The organism is Candidatus Methanoperedens sp. (assembly GCA_012026795.1).
GTDB lineage: Archaea > Halobacteriota > Methanosarcinia > Methanosarcinales > Methanoperedenaceae > Methanoperedens.
This window is the reverse complement of the sequence record VEPM01000025.1, coordinates 41,518-60,008: the sequence shown is the minus strand read 5'-3', so window position 1 is coordinate 60,008 and position 18,491 is coordinate 41,518. Positions and strand designations below refer to the sequence as shown.

18 protein-coding genes and 1 pseudogene are annotated in these 18,491 nt (G+C 41.6%); 10 read left to right on the top strand and 9 right to left on the bottom strand.

What is annotated here, in order from left to right; all coding sequences use genetic code 11:
- Positions 1-91 precede the first annotated feature (91 nt).
- From FIB07_12820 to FIB07_12810, 3 genes are all read left to right on the top strand, one after another.
- The gene (locus FIB07_12820; GenBank protein NJD53736.1) at positions 92-481 is read left to right on the top strand and encodes a hypothetical protein; all 390 of its coding nucleotides are present in this window, start codon (positions 92-94) and stop codon (positions 479-481) included.
- Positions 482-1,084: 603 nt separating this feature from the next.
- Positions 1,085-2,260, top strand: coding sequence for an acyl-CoA dehydrogenase (locus tag FIB07_12815; GenBank protein ID NJD53735.1), 1,176 nt, complete (start codon positions 1,085-1,087; stop codon positions 2,258-2,260).
- 138 nt (positions 2,261-2,398) lie between these two features.
- Entirely contained in the window at positions 2,399-5,485 is a 3,087-nt protein-coding gene (locus tag FIB07_12810) for a hypothetical protein (protein NJD53734.1), read from the top strand.
- Positions 5,486-5,488: 3 nt separating this feature from the next.
- Here the strand turns inward: FIB07_12810 and FIB07_12805 are convergent, their stop codons facing one another.
- Positions 5,489-6,136, bottom strand: a complete 648-nt coding sequence (locus tag FIB07_12805) for an acetyl-CoA synthetase (protein NJD53733.1) — start codon at positions 6,134-6,136, stop codon at positions 5,489-5,491.
- A complete protein-coding gene (locus FIB07_12800; GenBank protein ID NJD53732.1) occupies positions 6,133-7,542 on the bottom strand; it encodes an acetyl-CoA synthetase in 1,410 nt (469 codons plus the stop codon). The genes FIB07_12805 and FIB07_12800 overlap by 4 nt, the downstream gene beginning before the upstream one ends.
- A 134-nt stretch (positions 7,543-7,676) precedes the next feature.
- Between FIB07_12800 and FIB07_12795 the strand changes: the two are divergent.
- Positions 7,677-8,762, top strand: a pseudogene (locus FIB07_12795) (IS200/IS605 family element transposase accessory protein TnpB).
- Between the two features lie 83 nt (positions 8,763-8,845).
- Here FIB07_12795 and FIB07_12790 read toward each other — a convergent pair.
- Positions 8,846-9,949, bottom strand: a complete 1,104-nt coding sequence (locus tag FIB07_12790) for a Glu/Leu/Phe/Val dehydrogenase (protein NJD53731.1) — start codon at positions 9,947-9,949, stop codon at positions 8,846-8,848.
- Between the two features lie 57 nt (positions 9,950-10,006).
- Positions 10,007-11,080 (bottom strand): radical SAM protein, encoded by a 1,074-nt coding sequence (locus FIB07_12785; protein NJD53730.1) that lies wholly within the window; start codon positions 11,078-11,080, stop codon positions 10,007-10,009.
- On the opposite strand from FIB07_12785, the gene FIB07_12780 reads away from it, so the two are divergent.
- A complete protein-coding gene (locus FIB07_12780) occupies positions 11,051-11,728 on the top strand; it encodes a metallophosphoesterase family protein (protein NJD53729.1) in 678 nt (225 codons plus the stop codon). The genes FIB07_12785 and FIB07_12780 overlap by 30 nt on opposite strands.
- On the opposite strand, the gene FIB07_12775 is transcribed toward FIB07_12780, so the two are convergent.
- The 3 genes from FIB07_12775 to FIB07_12765 form a co-directional block, all read right to left on the bottom strand.
- A complete protein-coding gene (locus FIB07_12775; protein ID NJD53728.1) occupies positions 11,725-11,937 on the bottom strand; it encodes a 4Fe-4S dicluster domain-containing protein in 213 nt (70 codons plus the stop codon). The two genes, FIB07_12780 and FIB07_12775, sit on opposite strands and share 4 nt — an antisense overlap.
- Before the next feature lie 74 nt (positions 11,938-12,011).
- The gene (locus tag FIB07_12770; protein ID NJD53727.1) at positions 12,012-12,245 is read right to left on the bottom strand and encodes a hypothetical protein; all 234 of its coding nucleotides are present in this window, start codon (positions 12,243-12,245) and stop codon (positions 12,012-12,014) included.
- Positions 12,246-12,661: 416 nt separating this feature from the next.
- Positions 12,662-14,560 (bottom strand): hypothetical protein, encoded by a 1,899-nt coding sequence (locus tag FIB07_12765; GenBank protein ID NJD53726.1) that lies wholly within the window; start codon positions 14,558-14,560, stop codon positions 12,662-12,664.
- Positions 14,561-14,800: 240 nt separating this feature from the next.
- On the opposite strand from FIB07_12765, the gene FIB07_12760 reads away from it, so the two are divergent.
- The 5 genes from FIB07_12760 to FIB07_12740 all read left to right on the top strand — a co-directional run bounded on the left by FIB07_12760 (position 14,801) and on the right by FIB07_12740 (position 16,526).
- On the top strand, positions 14,801-15,007 hold the full coding sequence (locus FIB07_12760; GenBank protein ID NJD53725.1) for a hypothetical protein: 207 nt from the start codon (positions 14,801-14,803) through the stop codon (positions 15,005-15,007).
- Entirely contained in the window at positions 14,991-15,392 is a 402-nt protein-coding gene (locus FIB07_12755; GenBank protein NJD53724.1) for a type II toxin-antitoxin system VapC family toxin, read from the top strand. Before FIB07_12760 ends, FIB07_12755 begins: the two co-directional genes overlap by 17 nt.
- A gap of 117 nt (positions 15,393-15,509) precedes the next feature.
- A complete protein-coding gene (locus tag FIB07_12750; GenBank protein NJD53723.1) occupies positions 15,510-15,749 on the top strand; it encodes a hypothetical protein in 240 nt (79 codons plus the stop codon).
- 18 nt (positions 15,750-15,767) lie between these two features.
- Complete coding sequence (locus FIB07_12745; GenBank protein NJD53722.1) at positions 15,768-16,028, top strand: type II toxin-antitoxin system mRNA interferase toxin, RelE/StbE family; 261 nt, start codon at positions 15,768-15,770, stop codon at positions 16,026-16,028.
- 72 nt (positions 16,029-16,100) lie between these two features.
- Positions 16,101-16,526 carry a hypothetical protein gene (locus tag FIB07_12740; GenBank protein ID NJD53721.1) on the top strand — a complete coding sequence of 142 codons (426 nt, stop codon included), beginning with the start codon at positions 16,101-16,103 and terminating at the stop codon, positions 16,524-16,526.
- A gap of 87 nt (positions 16,527-16,613) precedes the next feature.
- Here the strand turns inward: FIB07_12740 and FIB07_12735 are convergent, their stop codons facing one another.
- Positions 16,614-17,600 (bottom strand): alanine dehydrogenase, encoded by a 987-nt coding sequence (locus tag FIB07_12735; protein ID NJD53720.1) that lies wholly within the window; start codon positions 17,598-17,600, stop codon positions 16,614-16,616.
- Between the two features lie 40 nt (positions 17,601-17,640).
- On the bottom strand, positions 17,641-18,222 hold the full coding sequence (locus FIB07_12730; protein NJD53719.1) for a DUF998 domain-containing protein: 582 nt from the start codon (positions 18,220-18,222) through the stop codon (positions 17,641-17,643).
- Positions 18,223-18,491 lie beyond the last annotated feature (269 nt).

Below are 18,491 nucleotides of genomic sequence, written 5' to 3'. Positions count from 1 at the left end.
GATCAAAGGGTTATAGAACGCTTGAGCCGTATGAGATGAAAGTTTCACGTACGGTTCTTAGAAGAGGAAGGACGGGCAACCGTTCTTCTTTATTCGGCAATCAGTTGTATCCAGTGAAATATTCCAAAAACTTGATTCAATAATCTGGAATATGCTCTGGCATTGGGCTAAAAGAAGACATCCTCATAAATCCAGACATTGGATTGCTAATAAATATTGGCATTCCGATGGAAAGAGAAAATGGATATTTTCTGAGGGAGATAAACAACTGAACCTTCTATCTGATACAAAGATAGTCAGACATACAAAATTGAAGTTAGATATGAACCCCCATCTTGACAAAGACTATTTTATCTTGCGAAAGATAAAATTGGGAGTCAAGAGACTAACAAACCTAACAAATCGAGTGTGGGATAAGACAAAAAAAAAAGATTGGCAACCTGAAACTGAGACCATGATAAATAACTGCTGCCCGATTTAAAGGGTTATCAAGTGCTTGAGCCGTATGCGGTGAAAGTCGCATGTACGGTTCTTAGAAGAGAGAGGGCGGAAAACCGCTCTCTCTTATTCAGCAGGCGGGACGCGAGCGCCAATTCATCCGGCACGCCATGTGAATCGTTTGGGCTGGGCGACCCTTCGAAATGCGAAGCGTCTCTTTTTTCGAAATAAGGTCAAAAGGGTAAAATGGCAACGCCAGTCGATGGGGTTTTAGAGCATGTCTAAATATTTATTCTGGACAGGATTTACAGGATGGACAGGATTAATTTCCATCCAGTAAATCCTGTCTAAAAATGCATCTGAATACTCACTCATAACCAATTATGTGCATCGAATCGGTGTGAAAACAAATGTAAATCAAATTTTCAGACAAGCTCTTAGCGATGGAACAAGGATAGCGTGGATTGGGCGGGTACTCACGGATTTCGTATCCGTGTTAATCCGTGTCATCTGCGTCATCCGCGTTCCATTTTAGACTGAATGAAGGTGGTGCGCCTATACAAAACAAAGTCAAGATGGAAAATCCCATCGCTCACTAATAGGAAGCATTTTTATAGTGTGAAATCAAAATATAAAAAGGGGAATTATGGATTTCGCATTTACCGGGGAACAGGAACTTTTCAGGAAATCAGTCCGGGAATTTTGTTCAAAAAACATCGCACCTCGCGCTTCTGAAATAGATGAGAACGGAGAAATCCCACCCGAACTCCTGAAGGACATGGCCGACTTCGGGCTTCTTGGCATAACGATTTCACAGGAATACGGAGGCAAAGGGGCTGATTTCACAATAGCATCCATAGCAGCCGAGGAAATTGCAAGGGCAGATATAAGCATGGCCACAGCCGTGTATTATCTGGTAGAAGCAGGATGGGGATATATATTTGAAAAATATGGAACAAAAAGTGCAAAGGAAGAAATCCTGCCGCTGGTTACAGCAGGAGAGACATTTCTTGGCATAGCTTCCACAGAGGCAAGTGGAGGCTCGGATATTGCTTCAATTTCAACAATTATGGAAAAAAAGAACGGGGAACTTGTGTTAAACGGCACAAAGACATACATAAGCGGGGTCAGGGAAACAGCAAGATACGGCGGAGGCTATGTAACCATCGTGAAAACAGACCCTGAACACGGTCATAAGGGATTGTCTTTCTGTTACCTTCCTGTAAAAGATATGTCAGGTGTTACTATCAGTACAATCAAACAGATGGGAAGGGCGGGTATGTCCAACGGAATTATAATGATGAAAAATGTCAGGATACCCTATAACTATCTTATAGGGGAATGGAACAAAGGTTTCTATTACGCAATGGAAGGATTCAACTGTGCACGGACACTTGTAGCCGCAGCCTGCATCGGTGCGGCGCAAAAGGCATTGGAGGCTGGCATCGGGTATATGAAAGGACGGACTGTTTTCGGCTCCCCTCTTGCTAAGTTTGAAGGGCTCCAGTTCCAGCTTGCTGAGAATTTTATCAAACTTGAATCTGCAAGGCTTCTTGTCCATAAGGCTGCCTGGATGCTTGATCAGAAAAGGTTTAGCCATCAGGAATTAAATAAAGCAGTGGCAGCAGCAAAACTTGCGGCTCCAACTGCGGCTTTTGACATAATCAAGGAAGTAATGATGTGGCATGGCGCCTACGGATATACCAGGGAAGCAGGACTTGAGCGGGGTTTCAGGGGCATTACATCATATATAGTTGGGGCAGAAGGCGCCCAGAATATCATGAGATTGATAGTCGCAGGGGAACTACTGGGAAAAGAATAAAAGAATTCTCCATTCTGAAATATCTAACCGACACGTTCATTAATGATAATCATGATTATGTTACAAGGATTATTTAATCGATATATACATTAAATCAAAAATGAAAAAATGGAAACCATAAATAGGTAAGAGGGAATTATGAAAAACGTTAAAATATTCTCAAAATCGATATCAACTTTAATCAGCATAGTTTTACTGCTAATAACATTCCATGTTGTTGGTATAGCAGCTGCCCAAAATCAGGATACTGTATATGATGATACGATCGCAGAGCAATGGGCCGATGGTACCTGGCCATGCGGGATCAGCGGTTCACCTGCATATAATATAACACAATCCGATGCTGTTTACAGCGGTAATTATGCAATCGATGTTAACCATTACGGCCCTTCCTGTCAGGGCGGATGGGGTGCCTTTGATCTGGATAGAAGATCAGAGCAATGGACAGCCCTGTACTGGATGTATCCCAACCAATACAGGAATCTATCTTTCTCATTCAATCCCGGAAATAATCTTGATAATCTGGACTATCTTGTTGTAACTGCAGATAACGGTTATTCAGTAAAGATAAGAGATTATATCAACGGAACGGTAAATCCGGATACCTGGTACAGGATAAATATATCTCTTGATGATATTAATAAAGGAGGCCGATTTTTCAGGCTGGTTTTCTGGTTTACCTCTTCAGGTACGATCCGTTACTACCTGGATGATATTTTCCTTGAATGGGTAGATGATCCTGATCCCCCTCTTGTTTACAATCTGTCAATAACGAATATTACATGGAAAAGCGCAACGGTCACATGGCAGACGGATGAATACACAAATTCAACCCTGGGTTTTGGGAAAGATGCAATAAACTCATTTATTGAGGAGCAGGAGTTCAGCAAAAACCATAAGATCGTACTAAATAATCTCACTGCTAATACCCGCTATAATTTTAGCATCATTTCCAGGGATCACCAGGTCAATACATCTCAAAACACCGCGCAGGATCAGGGTGAATTCACAACAGCTCCTCCGGATGAAGTACCTCCGGTGATCAGTAATGTTACAGCGGCTGATATCCGGTCTGATCGGGCAACGATTTCCTGGGTTACTGATGAACCCTCTGATTCAAGAGTATATTACGGGGAAAATAATTATGGCATAAATAAGAGCGATGGCAGCCTTACCACCAGCCATCGCGTGGTTATCACCGGGCTAAAAAACCAGAGCACCTATCAATACAGGATCGTTTCCATGGATGAATCAGGAAACCAGGCAGAATACGAAGAAAATCCGCCCATGAATTTCACAACTACCATTTATCCGAAAGCGACACTGGAGGTGGATATTACAAACAAGACCCATCCATTTAGCAGGAATATCCTGGGCGCAGGTCTTGGCAACTGGGCATTCTATTGGGGAAGGCCCTATCCGAATGACTCGTTAAAATTGCGGGAGTTAACCAGGTTAATCAAACCCGGGGTTTTAAGATACGCCGGGGGCCTGGCCTCTAACAGCGTTACCTGGGACAGGAACAACACCCAGTATTATGCTGCGGGCTATTACGATACAGATGGTGACGGCCTGTTGGACGCCTGGAAGCAGCGTTCATATTATAACGAAGGTAATCCCCTGACTGTGGGATATGACAGGTGCAGCAGCCCAACGCCGACCGTTGTTCAAAATGCATACACTAAGGGTTACCAGAAGGATGAGATCGATGCACTGGCGGCATTTGCAGATTATGTAGGAGCCGATGTAATGATCGAAGTAGATATCAACACCTGCGACCCCGACCTCTGGGCCGATATGCTTCGATATACAAACATAGAGAATAATTATAATTTCAAATACTGGGAACTTGGGAATGAGCTGGATCTTGAAAGGGTCAGCGGGAAATCCGTTCCTTTCGGCCAGGAATATGTTTCCAGGTACAAGAAGTATTATAATGCATTAAAAGACGTGGATACTGATATTCTTGTTACGGGTCCCACAACCGCAGCACATGACAATGACACTTTCTGGAGGGCATATCTGGATTTTATCGATCCTCTTACACTGGATCCGGAAATTCGGGCTAACAAATCCCTTGATGTTCTGAGTTATCACTATTACCCGTTATGGAATCACAACGGCGGTGAGAAAAATTATGAGGATATGTTTGATTTTTCCTCGCGTAAACACATTGATTCCTGCGTAAAGGAAAAAAGAGAACTTCTGGATAACCGCGAACTAAATGATACCATGATCGCTGTAACTGAGTTCAACTCCATGGCAGCTGACCTTGCTACCTCATATACGTTTAATCATGCCAATGCCCTGTACATGGCCGACACACTGGCAAGGCAGGCAAATAGCGGCGCAGATATTGTGATGCACTGGGAACTCTATGACCAGCCTATCAGCCCTTCAGGGAACTTAGATACAAGTTACGGTTTGCTCAATTCCAATGGATCTTCCATATCTATAGGTTACTCGACACGAGAGATAACCATAGAGGATAAGTTCTACCCTACACCGGTTTATTACACATATTTCATGTATGCCCAATTATTCGGGGATATGCTGGTAAATTCTTCAAGTTCCATGGAAGATAACCTCTCGATATGGGCAAGTACTGATTCAGCACAGGCAAATACATTAAAATTGATGGTCGTTAACCTGGCGGATGAACCTGTTGAAGCAAACTTAAGTTTAAATGGCCTTCATCCAACAGGCGGCAAATACTATGAAATGACGAACCAGGAGTTTGTGGCCGCTACGGATAAGGCAAATGTATGGGGTGGAACATCTATCAATGGCCTTGAGATTGATAGTACTTCCGCACAGAGTATTATAGATTCGGCGCAAAATATTACTGGTTCCGGCATACCTGTGGATAATCCGGGAGATTCTTTCAAGCATGTTTATCCTGCATTTTCTGCGACAATCATCACGCTGTACACAGATGCACTATCTGAAGTCAGGTACATTAACGGTACAGTAATTGATAGCATCAATGAAACTGCGATACCGGGTGTGACTTTATTCACCAACGGAACCTCGGCAACCACTGATGGCTCCGGTTTTTATTCGCTTGCTGTTTCGGAAGGAACATACGAGGTTACTGCGAGGTTCGATCCGGAGTATTATATGAACAGTACTACGGTCTCGACTATATCGAGCGCCGTTATTGTAAATGATATTGAGCTTGTTAAGAAGCCAACCGGAAATATAAGTGGGGTGGTGAATTCATAGGATTCAGACATCTATCATAGCTCTTGCATCCACCGCTACCGCTCCGGTTTCACCCACTATCAACGGATTGATATCAAGCTCGGCAATGTTTTCTTTTTGCGCCATCCGGGACACTGAAACAAGAACAGCGGCTATCGCCTCAATATCCGCAGGTTTCCTTCCCCTGATACCTTTTAATATCGGATATCCCTTTATTTCCGAGATCATATCCAGAGCTTCATTTTGTTCTATAGGAACGACCCTGAATGAAACATCCTTATAAACTTCAACGAATATCCCGCCAAGACCGAACATCAGGGCATGACCGAACTGCGCATCCTTTTTAAGGCCAACGATTATCTCATGACCTTGTGGCGCCATCTGCTGGACAAGGATTCCTTCGATCCTTGCATCCGGAGCCGCTTTTTTAATTCGGGAAATTATTTTGTTATAGGTCGTCTTCACCTTTCCCACAACCACATTTAATTCAACGCCCCCTGCATCGCTCTTATGTGAAATATCAGGTGATGATATTTTCATGGCAACTGGAGTTCCTATCTGTGCAGCGATTGCAAGGGCTTCGGTAGCGTTTTCTGCAAGGCTCTCTTTCGTAACAGGTATGCCATATTTTGAAAGAAGCTTTTTTGCTTCATGTTCCGTAAGTATTTTCATAAGCTCTCCTGGGGTTTTGCATATGCAAAATCTGTCTTTACCGTTTCAAGGAATTCCCTGTGTTTTATGAGGGCAGAAAGAGCTTTCACAGCCCTCTCAGGAACCGGGTAATTCGGGATACATCCGCTCTTTAAAAGATCCACTCCTTCCTCAGTCCCCATGCCCCCCATCCAGCATGCGATTATGGGTTTTTTTCCAATTTCCTTGTCGCATTTTTGTTTCATCTCAACCACTGCTTCAGCAGGAGGCATCGCGTTTGAGATCATTGTATGGACGTAAATGACTATGATGGCATCCACGTTGGGATCATCGTGAAGTGCTTTTATTGAATCATTATATATCCTGAATGAAACTGTTCCTGCCGTATCTATCGGATTTGAAACAGATGCAAATTCCGGGATGACTTTTTTAATTTTTTCCTTCGTTTCCCCGGTCAAATCTACAATATTTAGTCCCTGCCTCTCACATTCATCAGTTGCAACTATTGACGCTCCGCCCCCATTCGATAATATGGCAACGTTATTCCCATGTGGAAGAGGCTGGCATGAAAAGGCAAGGGCAGCGTCAAAAAGTTCATCGATCGTATCCACTCGCAATATTCCTGCCTGCCTGAAAGCAGCTGAATAAACCTCATCGGATCCCGCAATTGAGCCCGTATGTGAAAAAACTGCTTTTGCCCCCCGCTTTGACCGTCCGGTCTTGATAGCGACTATCGGTTTTTTGATGTTTCGGGCAGCGTCGAGGAACCTCCTCCCTCTCTTTATCCCCTCAACATACATGGCTACGACGCCAGTTGAGGGGTCGCTGCTTAAGTATTCGATAAGGTCAACGTCATCCGTCTCAGCCTTATTGCCGGTGCTTATCACTTTACTCAGACCCAGTTCAGTAGCGATCGTCCATTCTGCAAGGGCAAGACCAAGCGAGCCGCTCTGGGTGATAAAAGATATAGATCCCGGATGCGGAAGTCTTCCGATAATGCTTGCATTCAGCCTTGCGCGCTCATTGACAATACCAAGCGTATTGGGCCCTATCATCCGCATGCCGTATTTTCTTACGATTGAGACAAGTTCAAGTTCAGCACCTTCATTCCCGGCCTCGCTGAATCCTGCACTTATCACGACAAGACCCTTAACTCCTTTTTTTCCGCATTCTTCAGCGATCGTATGGACATATTTATAGGGCACAATTATCACACCAAGCTCCACTGTTCCTGGAATATCAAGCACCGACGGATAGGAATCAAGCCCCTGGACAATATTTTCATTCGGGTTGACAGGATATATCTTTCCCTGGAAACCGCTTAGCAGGTTTTTCAGTATCCGCCCTCCCCATTTAGACTCATTATTTGATGCGCCTATTACTGCCACTGATTCCGGTTCAAATATAGAAGATAGCATTACATTCATTGTGTCCTCCGGGGCTCAGGGGTAGAGGATACCCCGTATTTCAATACGGGGAGGAATCGTACCCCGCCCCAAAATAATACTTTCACATCGCTATCATAATGGCTATATAATCCCTTATTATAATGGAATCTTGAATGGAAAGAACGATTAAACTGAAACTGGGATTGTCTGAGGAAAATAAAGAAACGCTTAGACAGACAATGGCTTTGAGCAATCAGGTTTTCAATGAAATTGCCAGATACGGTTTTGAAAACCATACTTGCAGCAAGGTATCTGTTCACCGTGCCACTTATTACAGTATCCGGGAAAAGCATCCTGAACTTCCATGTTCTATTCTTCAAGGAATCAGAGATGTTGCCTGCGAATCTCTCAAGGGACTCGAACTTAAAAAATGTCCTGCAAGCAAACCATTCTCTGCTATTCGGTATAATAAGCGTGTGCATAGAATCAATCTTATCAAACAGAATGTTAGTCTTTCTTCGGTTAAGGGGAGAGTGACTGCAACATACTCTATTCCTGAATATTACAGGCAATATCTTAATTGGGAATTTAAAACGTCCACGTTGAGATATAACAGACAGAAGGATACTTTTTATTTGCATGTGGTTATTCATAAACTTTCTCCTGAACCCGTTGGCGATAAGGTTCTTGGAATTGATCGGGGGATCGTTAATATCGCCGTGACTTCCAATAATAGATTTTTCAATAGTAAACCTCTCAAGAACGTGAGGGCAAAGTACGCATATCTTAGAGCGAAACTTCAAAGCAAAGGCACTAAATCTGCTAAAAAACTTCTCAGGAAGATGAGCGGGAAAGAGCAACGGTTTGTTTCCGGTGTCAATCACTGTATCTCTAAGGGAATTGTGGCGATGCCTTTTGATATTTTTGCTATTGAAGATTTGACCAGTATAAGAGTTCAGAGCAGAACTAAAGGAACAGATTTTACTCGCAAACTCAATAATTGGGCGTTCTATGAACTTGACCAATTTCTCAGATATAAGGCTGAAGCTATGGGTAAATCTGTTGTAACTATTGACCCGCGGTACACAAGCCAGAAATGTTCTGTTTGCGGACATATCTACAAAGGAAACAGGAAAGGACATTCTTTCAAATGTGTTACGTGTGGTTTTCAAATACATGCTGACCTCAATGCTGCTCGGAATATTGCCGTTCTCGGTATATCTGGAAACGGGAGGCTGCCTGTAACTCAGCCGTACATCGCATGTGATGAAGTTGAAGCCCGTAAGGGAATTGAGACTGAACATAGTGATAATGCTCCGCACTTTTAAAGTGCGGAGTAAAGTTACTTCCTGTATTTCATCGCCCGCATGACACGTTGTTTTGCAATCCCGACAGCGGTTTCGCGGGGGTATGTTTTGTCGCTATACACTTTATCAAGGAGTTCTTTTGTGTTCTTCCGGATCATGCTTTTTGTCCTGTCAAGCGCGATCAATTCTGTTCCCCCATGATATTCGACTGAGGCGGTGATTACACCGCCTGCATTTGCCACAAAATCAGGAACTACCAGGATCCCCCTGTCGTGCAGCAATTTTTCCGCACTTTCGGTGATGGGGATATTTGCACCCTCAACAATCAGTTTTGCATCAATAACATCCGCGTTTGCATCACTTATCACATCAGGTCTTGCTGCAGGGATAAGGATATCCGTATTTATCAGCAAAAGGTCTGTTGTTTTTAAAACCTCCCCGTCTTTATAATTAATTACAGAACCGGTGGATTCCTTAATGCGTATCAATTCCTCGACATCCAATCCATTTGAATTATAGATCGTACCTTTAGAGTCACTTGCACCGACAAGTACTGCACCTTTTTTGGCAAGAAAACGCGCCGCAGGTTTTCCCACGTTCCCCAACCCTTCGATTGTAACGCGTGCCCCGTTCAGGTCGAGATTGATGTAATCTTTTGCCACATCCGTGCATTCAGCCACCCCGTACCCGGTTGCGCCAATTTCGTCAAGAGGGATACCACCAAGTTCTCTCGGAAGTCCCACTACGCGGGAAGTTTCATCATAAACATAAGCCATGCTTGCTTCATCAGTACCCATATCCGGACCCGGAATATATTCCAGGATGTTTTTTATGCTGCGGGCAAAAGTCCTTATTACCTGTTCCTTGTTTACGGTTTTAGGATCAGCGATAATCCCGGATTTTCCACCGCCGTGGGGAAGACCTGCCATGACATTTTTATAGGTCATGGCACGCGCAAGCCTCTTGACCTCATTCAGTGTTACATCAGGAGCCATCCTCACGCCACCGATAGCAGGGCCTGCCGCTGTGTTATCCACAACGATGATGGCTTTCATTTTTGTTCGCGGTTCATATAGGTGAACGATCTTTTCAGGACCTATTTCATCTGTTATTTCGAATATTTGTTCGTGTATTTCCATAGTATTCCTCTCCCTGTCTATATGTAATCTTGTCGGGAGTGCAAATTAAGATTGTGGTTATGTTTTGGCTATATGTTTTGACTGTAACCCCAGATCGTTTTTTATAATGTCCTTTTCAACTTCGTCTGGTTTTTTCGGAAAATTGAATATTTTTGAAAAAGTTTCATTTGCCATCGGTCGGTTGCATCCCGGACATCCGGATGTCTGGAAAGCACTTCCGTCTTCAATGATGTTAAGAAGAACTTCCTCCTGTACCCCATAATCAATAAGCGTTCCATCTTTGAACCTCATATCAGAGTAAAATGCGAGTTTTTCCATAATCAGGTGCCTTGCCAGCTGCACTGTTCGATAATGTTTTACGGTCTCACTTTCTGCTTTATCGGATGCTTTTGATTGTGTCCCTGGTATATATGTATATGAAAACAGCGCTGTATTAACGTTATTATTCCATAAATCAGAAATGACTTTTATAGCATCTTCATCGCTTTCCCCAAAACCTATTATCAAATGGGTGCCGACTTTTTCAAATACAAGGGACGCAGTTTTTATCCCTTTAATATGTTTTTCCCACGAGTAGGGTCCGCCGGTTGTTTTTCCTTTTATCTTATCAAATAATCCGGGTGTGCAGGCATCAAGGGGAATTACAAGTTCGTTGACTCCAAGTTTTTTCAATTCTTCGTACCTGATTTTACTCAGGGGGAAAACTGACAGAGAAATGGGGATCCGGCTTTCTTCGCGGATCTTTTTGATAAGGCAGACAGTATCCTCCCACCACGTATCATAAAGCGCCGTTTGTATACAGGCGCGTGCAAGGTACCCGCGTTCATATGCAATTTTTAACCGCCCGACCACTGCTTCAAGGTCAAAAGGCATGTACATGCCGCGCGCAATATGTGTCATGTCTGCTGATGAACCGGATGCCTGGGCACAGAACTGACAATTTGCCATGCAGCGTTTTTCAGTGTAGATCTGAAGATATGCAGTAGTAGGAGGCGTATCCATCTGTACAAGCTCAAGCCCGAGTACGCCAAGTGTTCCCATTGAAGCCCTGACCATTTTCATACAGTAAACTATTTGGGAAACCATAGTATATTTATTGATATGCTCGTGGGGTTGATAGCAGATGTTCATTCAAACGTGGTTGCGCTAAAAGCAGTACTTTCTGAAATGGATGCACTGGGTGTTGAAAAAATATTGCATGCAGGAGACATAGTTGGGTATAATCCTTATCCGAATGAGACGATTGGGTTATTTAAAAAAAGAAAGATCATTTCTATCCGGGGAAATCATGATAGGGCGCTTGCCACAGAAGATATATCGGGATTCAATCCATATGCTGCAAAGGCTCTTGACTGGACTGGAAAGGTAATAACCCGTGAGAATCTTGGATTTATTTCAAGACTTAAAGATGTTGAAGCAATAAGGGTAGAGGATACAAAAATAGTCATAGTTCATGGAAGCCCGAAAGATTTTGACGAGTATGTTTATCCTGAGGATGTTGAACCGGAATTTCTCACAATTACAGATTCTGACAAACTTGTGCTTGGTCATACGCATGTACAATTCAATATGGAATTTCCTGGAGGCACAGTAATAAATCCGGGTTCAGTCGGGCAGCCCAGGGATCTCGACCCGGACTCTGCTTTTGCGATTCTTGACACCGATACAATGAAAATACAGCTCAAACGAAAAAAGTATGATATAGAAAAAGTGATAGAAGATATGCAAAAAGCACATCTTCCAGAAAAACTTGCCTTCCGGCTTCGAGATGGAACTTAACAGGAATGATGCTTGATAGCCTTTGTGGGGCATGCATCAACGCATGCGCAGCATTCTATGCAATCAGCAACGCGGAGCGCTTTTGATTTGCCATCCACGATTTCAAAAACATTGGTGGGGCAGACATTTACACATTCTCCATCAGCATTGCACTTTTCTTCATCAATTTCAATTATTATGGCGCCTTCGCTATATTTCTTAACTACCATGATTTTTTACTCCGTTTCGATACTGTTGTTAATCAGGATTAAATGTTTTGGTTCAATAAATGAAAAGTATATACTTATCGACTTGATATATTGATATTATTTTCTACCATAAAAGTTACAACATTTTCAATCCAGCGCCTTAAATTATATGCATTTCTCGCATAATTCAGCAGGTCTTTTTCAAGAGATTTTCCCCATCTTACTCCACAATGTTTTTTCTTGAATTTGGTTACCTGTTCCGATGTCGCATGTGATTCAAGGTTGCGCGTCAGTACCATTAAGATGTATTGTAAGGAATCTTTCTTCATGTCAAAAATGTATATAGTAATTCTTACATAAACTTTCCGGTTTTGTTTTTGCGTTAAATAATTCCAATCTTTCTGGTTTATCTGTGTCAATTTTATTAACATCAATGCAGATTATAATTGTGCCAGAGCATATCGATCAAGAAGCATATATCCAACACAGTATATTTTATTAGACAGTTTCGATTCATATTGTTAAATTTTAATAAGTAATTATTGATAATTGCAAATGCTACCTCCATTTAAGGCCGACCTGGCATGTTAATAGCCCATTACCTGCTCAAAGAAAACTAAAGTACTGGAAACAATCCAGCACCTTTTATTTCCTCATTAGGTTTTTTCCAACCGGACATTATCTATGTAGTATTTATCTCCTGCATTTACATATGGTGCAAGGAAGAACATCAACCGACCATCATTTACCGCACCAGTGAAGCCGGTTGTGGTAAATTCAATTGAAAATTTGTACCACCGGTATACAGGACAATGTTTGCAGAATTATTCCCTTCATAGCCCGGGGAAGCTGAGGTGAATTTCCCGGTTCCGTCCGTATAGAATATCCAGGGAGTCGTTCCTGATTCAAATCCCGGATTCCTGATAAGATTGCTGGTTGCTGTCTTCGCTGCAAGTGGCAGGTAATCGATATTGTTTTCATCAAGCGTATATCGAGTATCGCATAAACCATCTGTATCTGCATCCGGGCAGGTCTGGCTGAAGCCTGTGCCGTCAGGATAAGCCCAGAAGTTGCCGCCCAGATAAGGGCCACTAGCTATGTTTGACCCCATCTTTTTTGTTATGTTCCACGTGTTCATCCGATCATCATCTATCCAAGAATTGTTTGTATTGTTGAAGATATTATTATAAATTATATTTTTGCCGGAAAAATATAGATGGATACCATAAGAGTTGTTAGAGGCAGTATTGCCAGTCACTGTGTTGTTGTCTCCGGAATAGGCAATATAAATGCCACTATTATTGTTATTGGAAGCATTATTCCCAAGCAGCGTATTGTTGCTATCGACATATCCTAGAACAATCCCATTACCCCGGTTGAAGTTTGCGGTGTTATTAGTCAGATTGTTTTCGAAGGTATAATAAAAAAGGAAAATCCCATCGCAATAATTCGAGTTTGCGATATTATTAATAAAGGTATTTCTACCACTTCTGAAATAAATCCCATAGCAATTTGTGTTTACGATGTTGTTTTTTAATGTATTTTCGCTGCTCTGGTAAGACATAATCCCATAGCCGTTATTAGAGGCATTATTGCCAATTAACATATTATTGCGGGTTTGATACAGAAAAATTCCGGACATACTGTTGTAAGAGGCATTATTGTAGAGTAAAGTGTCGTGCTCAGTACGTTCTAGAACAATTCCCCCGTCCAGGTTCAAGTTTGCGGTATTATTAGTCAGGTTGTTTCTTCCGCCAAAGTAAAAGTAAATGCCATTGCGATGATTTGAATTTGCATTGTTATCAATTAAGGTATTTTCAAAACCAATGTCCGGTGGATAATTATTGTAATAAATTCCATCCGTAAAGTTTTTCACAGTCAGACTCTTGATTGTGACACCGCTCCTTCCCGGAAGATACACGCCTCTACCCGTGCCGCTGCCCGTTAATATATGCCCATTGCCGTTTAAGGTTATTCCATCATCATCGATCTGAACTGTTTCAGCCAGATTTGTTGTCAGGGTGCATGTCTTTGTGCTATTGTCCCATGTGCCTACTAAGGTGCAGTCACCACCTGTTACATCATCCCGGATGAATATTGTACCGGAAAGAGGATTAGCGGCAATAGCAACAATGTCACTGCTTTTACTTACCTTATCTGGTTCCGGCTGGATGAATACAAAATGCGGCTTTGATATGTCCTGTGTATACGTATAGCTTCCACTATCATCTGTAGTAAAAGTCACAAGATTGTGATAATCATCCTGGTATTTTTGGTAAGTTGTCTTCGGGGCAAAACCCTTCATTACTATCTTTGTTGTAGTGGCACTAGATAATGATCCAAGGCGCATGGTAACCATTCCAGGAAGAGATTCGATGTTGAGGTTAATAGGTTCGGAACTGTCTAGCGTAATATTTAAATAACGATTATCTTTCACTTCAAAATGTGCCCCATTAGCCTCAAGTCCTCCAGGCATTTGAAGTGCATCCTGAAGTTGTGTTTGTTGGAGAGCTTCTTGAGTTCCTGTCTGTGCTCCAACCATTCCAATGCTTAGCAGTAAAAGAATAGATAATACCGTTATTTCAACTACTATTCCAGAATAATATCTACTATAATATCTACTATATGTTATATTTCTTAACATTTTTCCCACTTTATCCACTCTATAATACCCGCTCAATCCTTTTAAACCTATTCGTCAATTTTATCCAACCTGGGGTCAAAATATCCGCAGTCGCTATATCCTGTATCGCAAGTCCCGTAGAACCTGGATATTGGCTGGATTTTTATCATCTGCTCATCGTGCATCCAACAATTCTATTAAGTTCCTTTTTTGTTATACAATATCGTATAACTTATATAGATAGAATACATTATTGTATTTATGTGCCATGCTGCTGTAGAAGTAAAAAAATGGGGTAATTCTCTTGGTGTGATCATCCCAAAGGACAAGGTCGCAGAGCTGGGATTATCTGAAAAGGATATAATTGATATCAATATTTTGAAGAAAGAAAAAGTAAGCGGGTTTGGGATTGCAAAGGGAAAAAGACCATTTGAAAGAGAAGAACCTGAGCATGAAGACCTCTGGTGATGCTGTGTACCTGATAGATACTTATGCATGGGTTGAATATTTCACAGGTTCAAAAAGAGGTGAAAATGTTAAAAGAATAATAGAAAATGAAAATAATGTAATCCTCACTCCCGAATGCTGCCTGGCTGAGATAAAAGGCTGGGCTATCAGGGAAAATATGGATTTTGAAGAACTATATTCAATTGTGAGGAAAGTTTCTGATATCAGGTGTATTTTAACTCAGGATTGGCTGGATGCTGCAACGATTAGAAGTGAACTCAGGAAAACAAAAAAAGGCTTAGGTATGATGGATGCGCTTATCATTGCCCAGCAAAAGAGAATGGGCTGCAAAGTGGTCAGCGGGGATCCGCATTTTGAAAGATTGAAGGATGTGGTTTTTATATGACGGCCAATGACGGATGGATCGGAGCGAGAAAACCGATGCTTTTCTCAAGTTCAACGAGCGGATCATCTGAAATCTTGAAAAGGTATATAAATTCTTGAATCTATTAGTTAATATCATATGAAATTTCCAGTTGAAGACAAAATTGAAGTTAAATTATTAAAGGAAATAAGGGATGAACTTTTTTTTCTAACTAAGAAAATAATTATCATGGAAGAAGAAGTTGATGCAATAAGCAGTGATCTTCACATAGTTCGCCCGGAATACTTAAAAAAGCTGAAAAAAATAGATAAGGAAGGCAAATTTAATTCATACAAGAGTATTGATGAATTGAGAAACGCCATTGAAGCTGCCGATTAACATTAATAAGATGATGAAATGTATGAAATTCTAATAGAGGAGAAGCTGCAGGAAACCCTTAAAAAATTCTTTAAGAAAGATAAAAAGCTTTATGAAATTTGTCTCAAGAAAATTGAACAGATTGCCAATAATCCTGAACAGTATAAGCCTCTCAAGCATAATATGAAAAATATAAGAAGAGTTCATATCGCAAAATCTTTTGTACTCACTTTTCGGGTAGAAAAAAATAAGGTAAAATTCCTTGATTTTGACCATCACGACAACATTTATGAGAATTGAAATTAAATGCCGAATATTATATGTCCTCGAAATGGAAACCAACATTCGTAAAAATATCATGGAGATTTATTAATGGACATAAATGTCTTGGTTGCTATAATTCCTGTTTCTGGAAGTATTTTAGTTGCTTCACTATCCTATTATTTAACAAAACGTTTACAAACAAAAACTGAATGGCAGCATGAAAAAATGAATCATTATAAAGTTCTTTTATCTGCGATGTCTGATGCTGTTGTAGATGGAAAAGATAAAAAAGAGGCTAATGAACGTTTTTCATTGGCTTCAAATACAATATGTCTTGTTGCTCAACAAGATGTGGTAACTGCATTAATGAAATTTCACGATGAAATAAGGTATTCTAATCCAAACAAATCAATGGAAAGACATGATATTTTACTCAAAGAACTTATATTAGCGATAAGAAAAGATATTGGTTTATCTAAGTCTGACAATAAAGATACCTTCCTCTTTCATTTAATGGGTTCAGCACCAAAATGAAAATATCGCAACGGCGCCTAACAGCGGATAAAAGGCTTCGCGAAATTGCCTTCAGCAGTTCACATATTCGCGCAAAAATTATAATGATCAGAACTGCTGCAGTTTCATCCCCTTATTCGCTTCCAGCGCCTTCCTGTAAACCATATCCGCAGTCGCTATATCCTGTATCGCAAGCCCTGTCGAATCAAACACCGTAATATCCGAATCATTCGTCCTTGCTTTCTTCTTCCCGGTAATCACCTCGCCAAGTTCCCCAAAAATATCTTTTACAGACAGCAACCCTTTTGATATCGGCACATTGACCTCTCCTGAATGTGATGCCTGCCCGATATCATCCACAATGACCTTTGCCCGCTTCAGGATCAACGGGTCAAGTTCTTCCTTTCCGGGTGCATCTGCGCCTATCGCATTAATATGAGTTCCCTCAGATATCCATTCGTTCATTACGATTGGCTCTCTTGAAGGAGTCGTAGTCACAAGAATATCACAATCGCACACCCCCCTGATCGTTTTTTCAGGCGTGATTTCACACTCTATTTTTAATTCCATATCATCCTTGAATGCAAGCGTCTGCTTTTCAGAAGCGCTTGTGGCTTTTATCTCGTGGATATCTATAATTTCATTTATCGCCATCAATTGGCTTCTTGCCTGGTTCCCGGTTCCCACAAAACCCACTGTTTTTGCATTCTTCCTGGCAAGATATTTCACAGCCACACCCCCGGCAGCGCCTGTTCTCATATCTGTAAGATAGGTCCCGTCCATGATAGCAAGAGGCGCGCCTGTTTCTGTGGAATTCAGGATCACAAGCGCCATCACTGTTGGCAGTCCGATTTTGGGGTTATCGGGATGGACATTCACTATCTTTACCCCGGTAATATCCTGCTCTTCAAGATATCCCGGCATTGTCCGAAGGTCTCCATTGTGGTTCTTAAAATAAAGATAAAGCTTCGGAGGCATCTGCACTTTCGAAAGGCCGTGCTGCCTGAATGCTTCTTCCACGACTTTTAGCGTTCCTTTCATATCAAGAAGTGACTCCACTTCGTTCCTGTTAAGCCATATTATCCGGTTTTCCATAATAGCCCCTTTTATATTTATTTTTATTTCTATAAATCAATTACTGGTTACTGTTCATCAAATATCCCCCAAACCCGATCACCCAGAGGAGGACAGGATATGCGATCATCCTTTCCATTCCTCCGGGGCCAAGCCCCATATAATATTCCGATCCGAATAAAACAAGTGCTACCAGGCTTTCGATCCCCAGGAACACTGAGAAAAAATTAAATGGTGATTTCACAAAATTCCTGGCTGCTATTGCTGACAGGGCTGCAAAGAGAAAAGTAATAAGCGATACGATCAAATGAAGAACACCTGTTGTTTCAGGGAACAACCCGACACCGAGTGCTCCCAGTCCTGAAAGGCCGATGAGAATGGATATCAGATAGTTGTTAAATTCAAGCCAGATGCAATATGAACCCATGAGAATAAGTATGCCGAGGAAAATGGCAGATGTGTTAAAAATAATAGCGGAGGGCTGGTAAACAGTGCAAGTTTCGCGACACGTGGCCCCGAGATCGCTTATATAATTCCCGGATACGTTATACGCCGGATAGAGGATTTCTGCAAGAACCATTCCTATTGCAAACTGCATTCCGCCAACGAACATGAATGCGCCAGCCAGGCCCCTGTTGTCCATCAAATAGAAATAGTCGTTTGTGAATATAAAGGTTTTTACGAAGAGACCGGAAAAGGCCGAATATCGTTCAAAGATCTGATGATGATGTATTCTTGATAAATATTCGAGATACTATTTTATACTCGCAGGTTTAAAACATATGTTAAGTAGTCATCTTACAGAAAAAGAGACTATCTTCCAATGGATAGGTTTCGGATAGGATTAATTTCATATGATAAATATCGTTCCGCATCTTCAGGATAGTGAATAATGGAGCTGATGAATCGTGA

Excerpts from the sequence above, each read along its gene's own strand:
- FIB07_12815 (NJD53735.1), top strand. The coding sequence starts at position 1,085 with ATGGATTTCGCATTTACCGGGGAACAGGAACTTTTCAGGAAATCAGTC.
- FIB07_12810 (NJD53734.1), top strand. The coding sequence starts at position 2,399 with ATGAAAAACGTTAAAATATTCTCAAAATCGATATCAACTTTAATCAGC.
- FIB07_12805 (NJD53733.1), bottom strand. The coding sequence starts at position 6,136 with ATGAAAATACTTACGGAACATGAAGCAAAAAAGCTTCTTTCAAAATAT.
- FIB07_12800 (NJD53732.1), bottom strand. The coding sequence starts at position 7,542 with ATGAATGTAATGCTATCTTCTATATTTGAACCGGAATCAGTGGCAGTA.
- FIB07_12790 (NJD53731.1), bottom strand. The coding sequence starts at position 9,949 with ATGGAAATACACGAACAAATATTCGAAATAACAGATGAAATAGGTCCT.
- FIB07_12780 (NJD53729.1), top strand. The coding sequence starts at position 11,051 with ATGCTCGTGGGGTTGATAGCAGATGTTCATTCAAACGTGGTTGCGCTA.
- FIB07_12785 (NJD53730.1), bottom strand. The coding sequence starts at position 11,080 with ATGAACATCTGCTATCAACCCCACGAGCATATCAATAAATATACTATG.
- FIB07_12775 (NJD53728.1), bottom strand. The coding sequence starts at position 11,937 with ATGGTAGTTAAGAAATATAGCGAAGGCGCCATAATAATTGAAATTGAT.
- FIB07_12770 (NJD53727.1), bottom strand. The coding sequence starts at position 12,245 with ATGAAGAAAGATTCCTTACAATACATCTTAATGGTACTGACGCGCAAC.
- FIB07_12765 (NJD53726.1), bottom strand. The coding sequence starts at position 14,560 with ATGTTAAGAAATATAACATATAGTAGATATTATAGTAGATATTATTCT.
- FIB07_12760 (NJD53725.1), top strand. The coding sequence starts at position 14,801 with ATGTGCCATGCTGCTGTAGAAGTAAAAAAATGGGGTAATTCTCTTGGT.
- FIB07_12755 (NJD53724.1), top strand. The coding sequence starts at position 14,991 with ATGAAGACCTCTGGTGATGCTGTGTACCTGATAGATACTTATGCATGG.
- FIB07_12750 (NJD53723.1), top strand. The coding sequence starts at position 15,510 with ATGAAATTTCCAGTTGAAGACAAAATTGAAGTTAAATTATTAAAGGAA.
- FIB07_12745 (NJD53722.1), top strand. The coding sequence starts at position 15,768 with ATGTATGAAATTCTAATAGAGGAGAAGCTGCAGGAAACCCTTAAAAAA.
- FIB07_12740 (NJD53721.1), top strand. The coding sequence starts at position 16,101 with ATGGACATAAATGTCTTGGTTGCTATAATTCCTGTTTCTGGAAGTATT.
- FIB07_12735 (NJD53720.1), bottom strand. The coding sequence starts at position 17,600 with ATGGAAAACCGGATAATATGGCTTAACAGGAACGAAGTGGAGTCACTT.
- FIB07_12730 (NJD53719.1), bottom strand. The coding sequence starts at position 18,222 with ATGGACAACAGGGGCCTGGCTGGCGCATTCATGTTCGTTGGCGGAATG.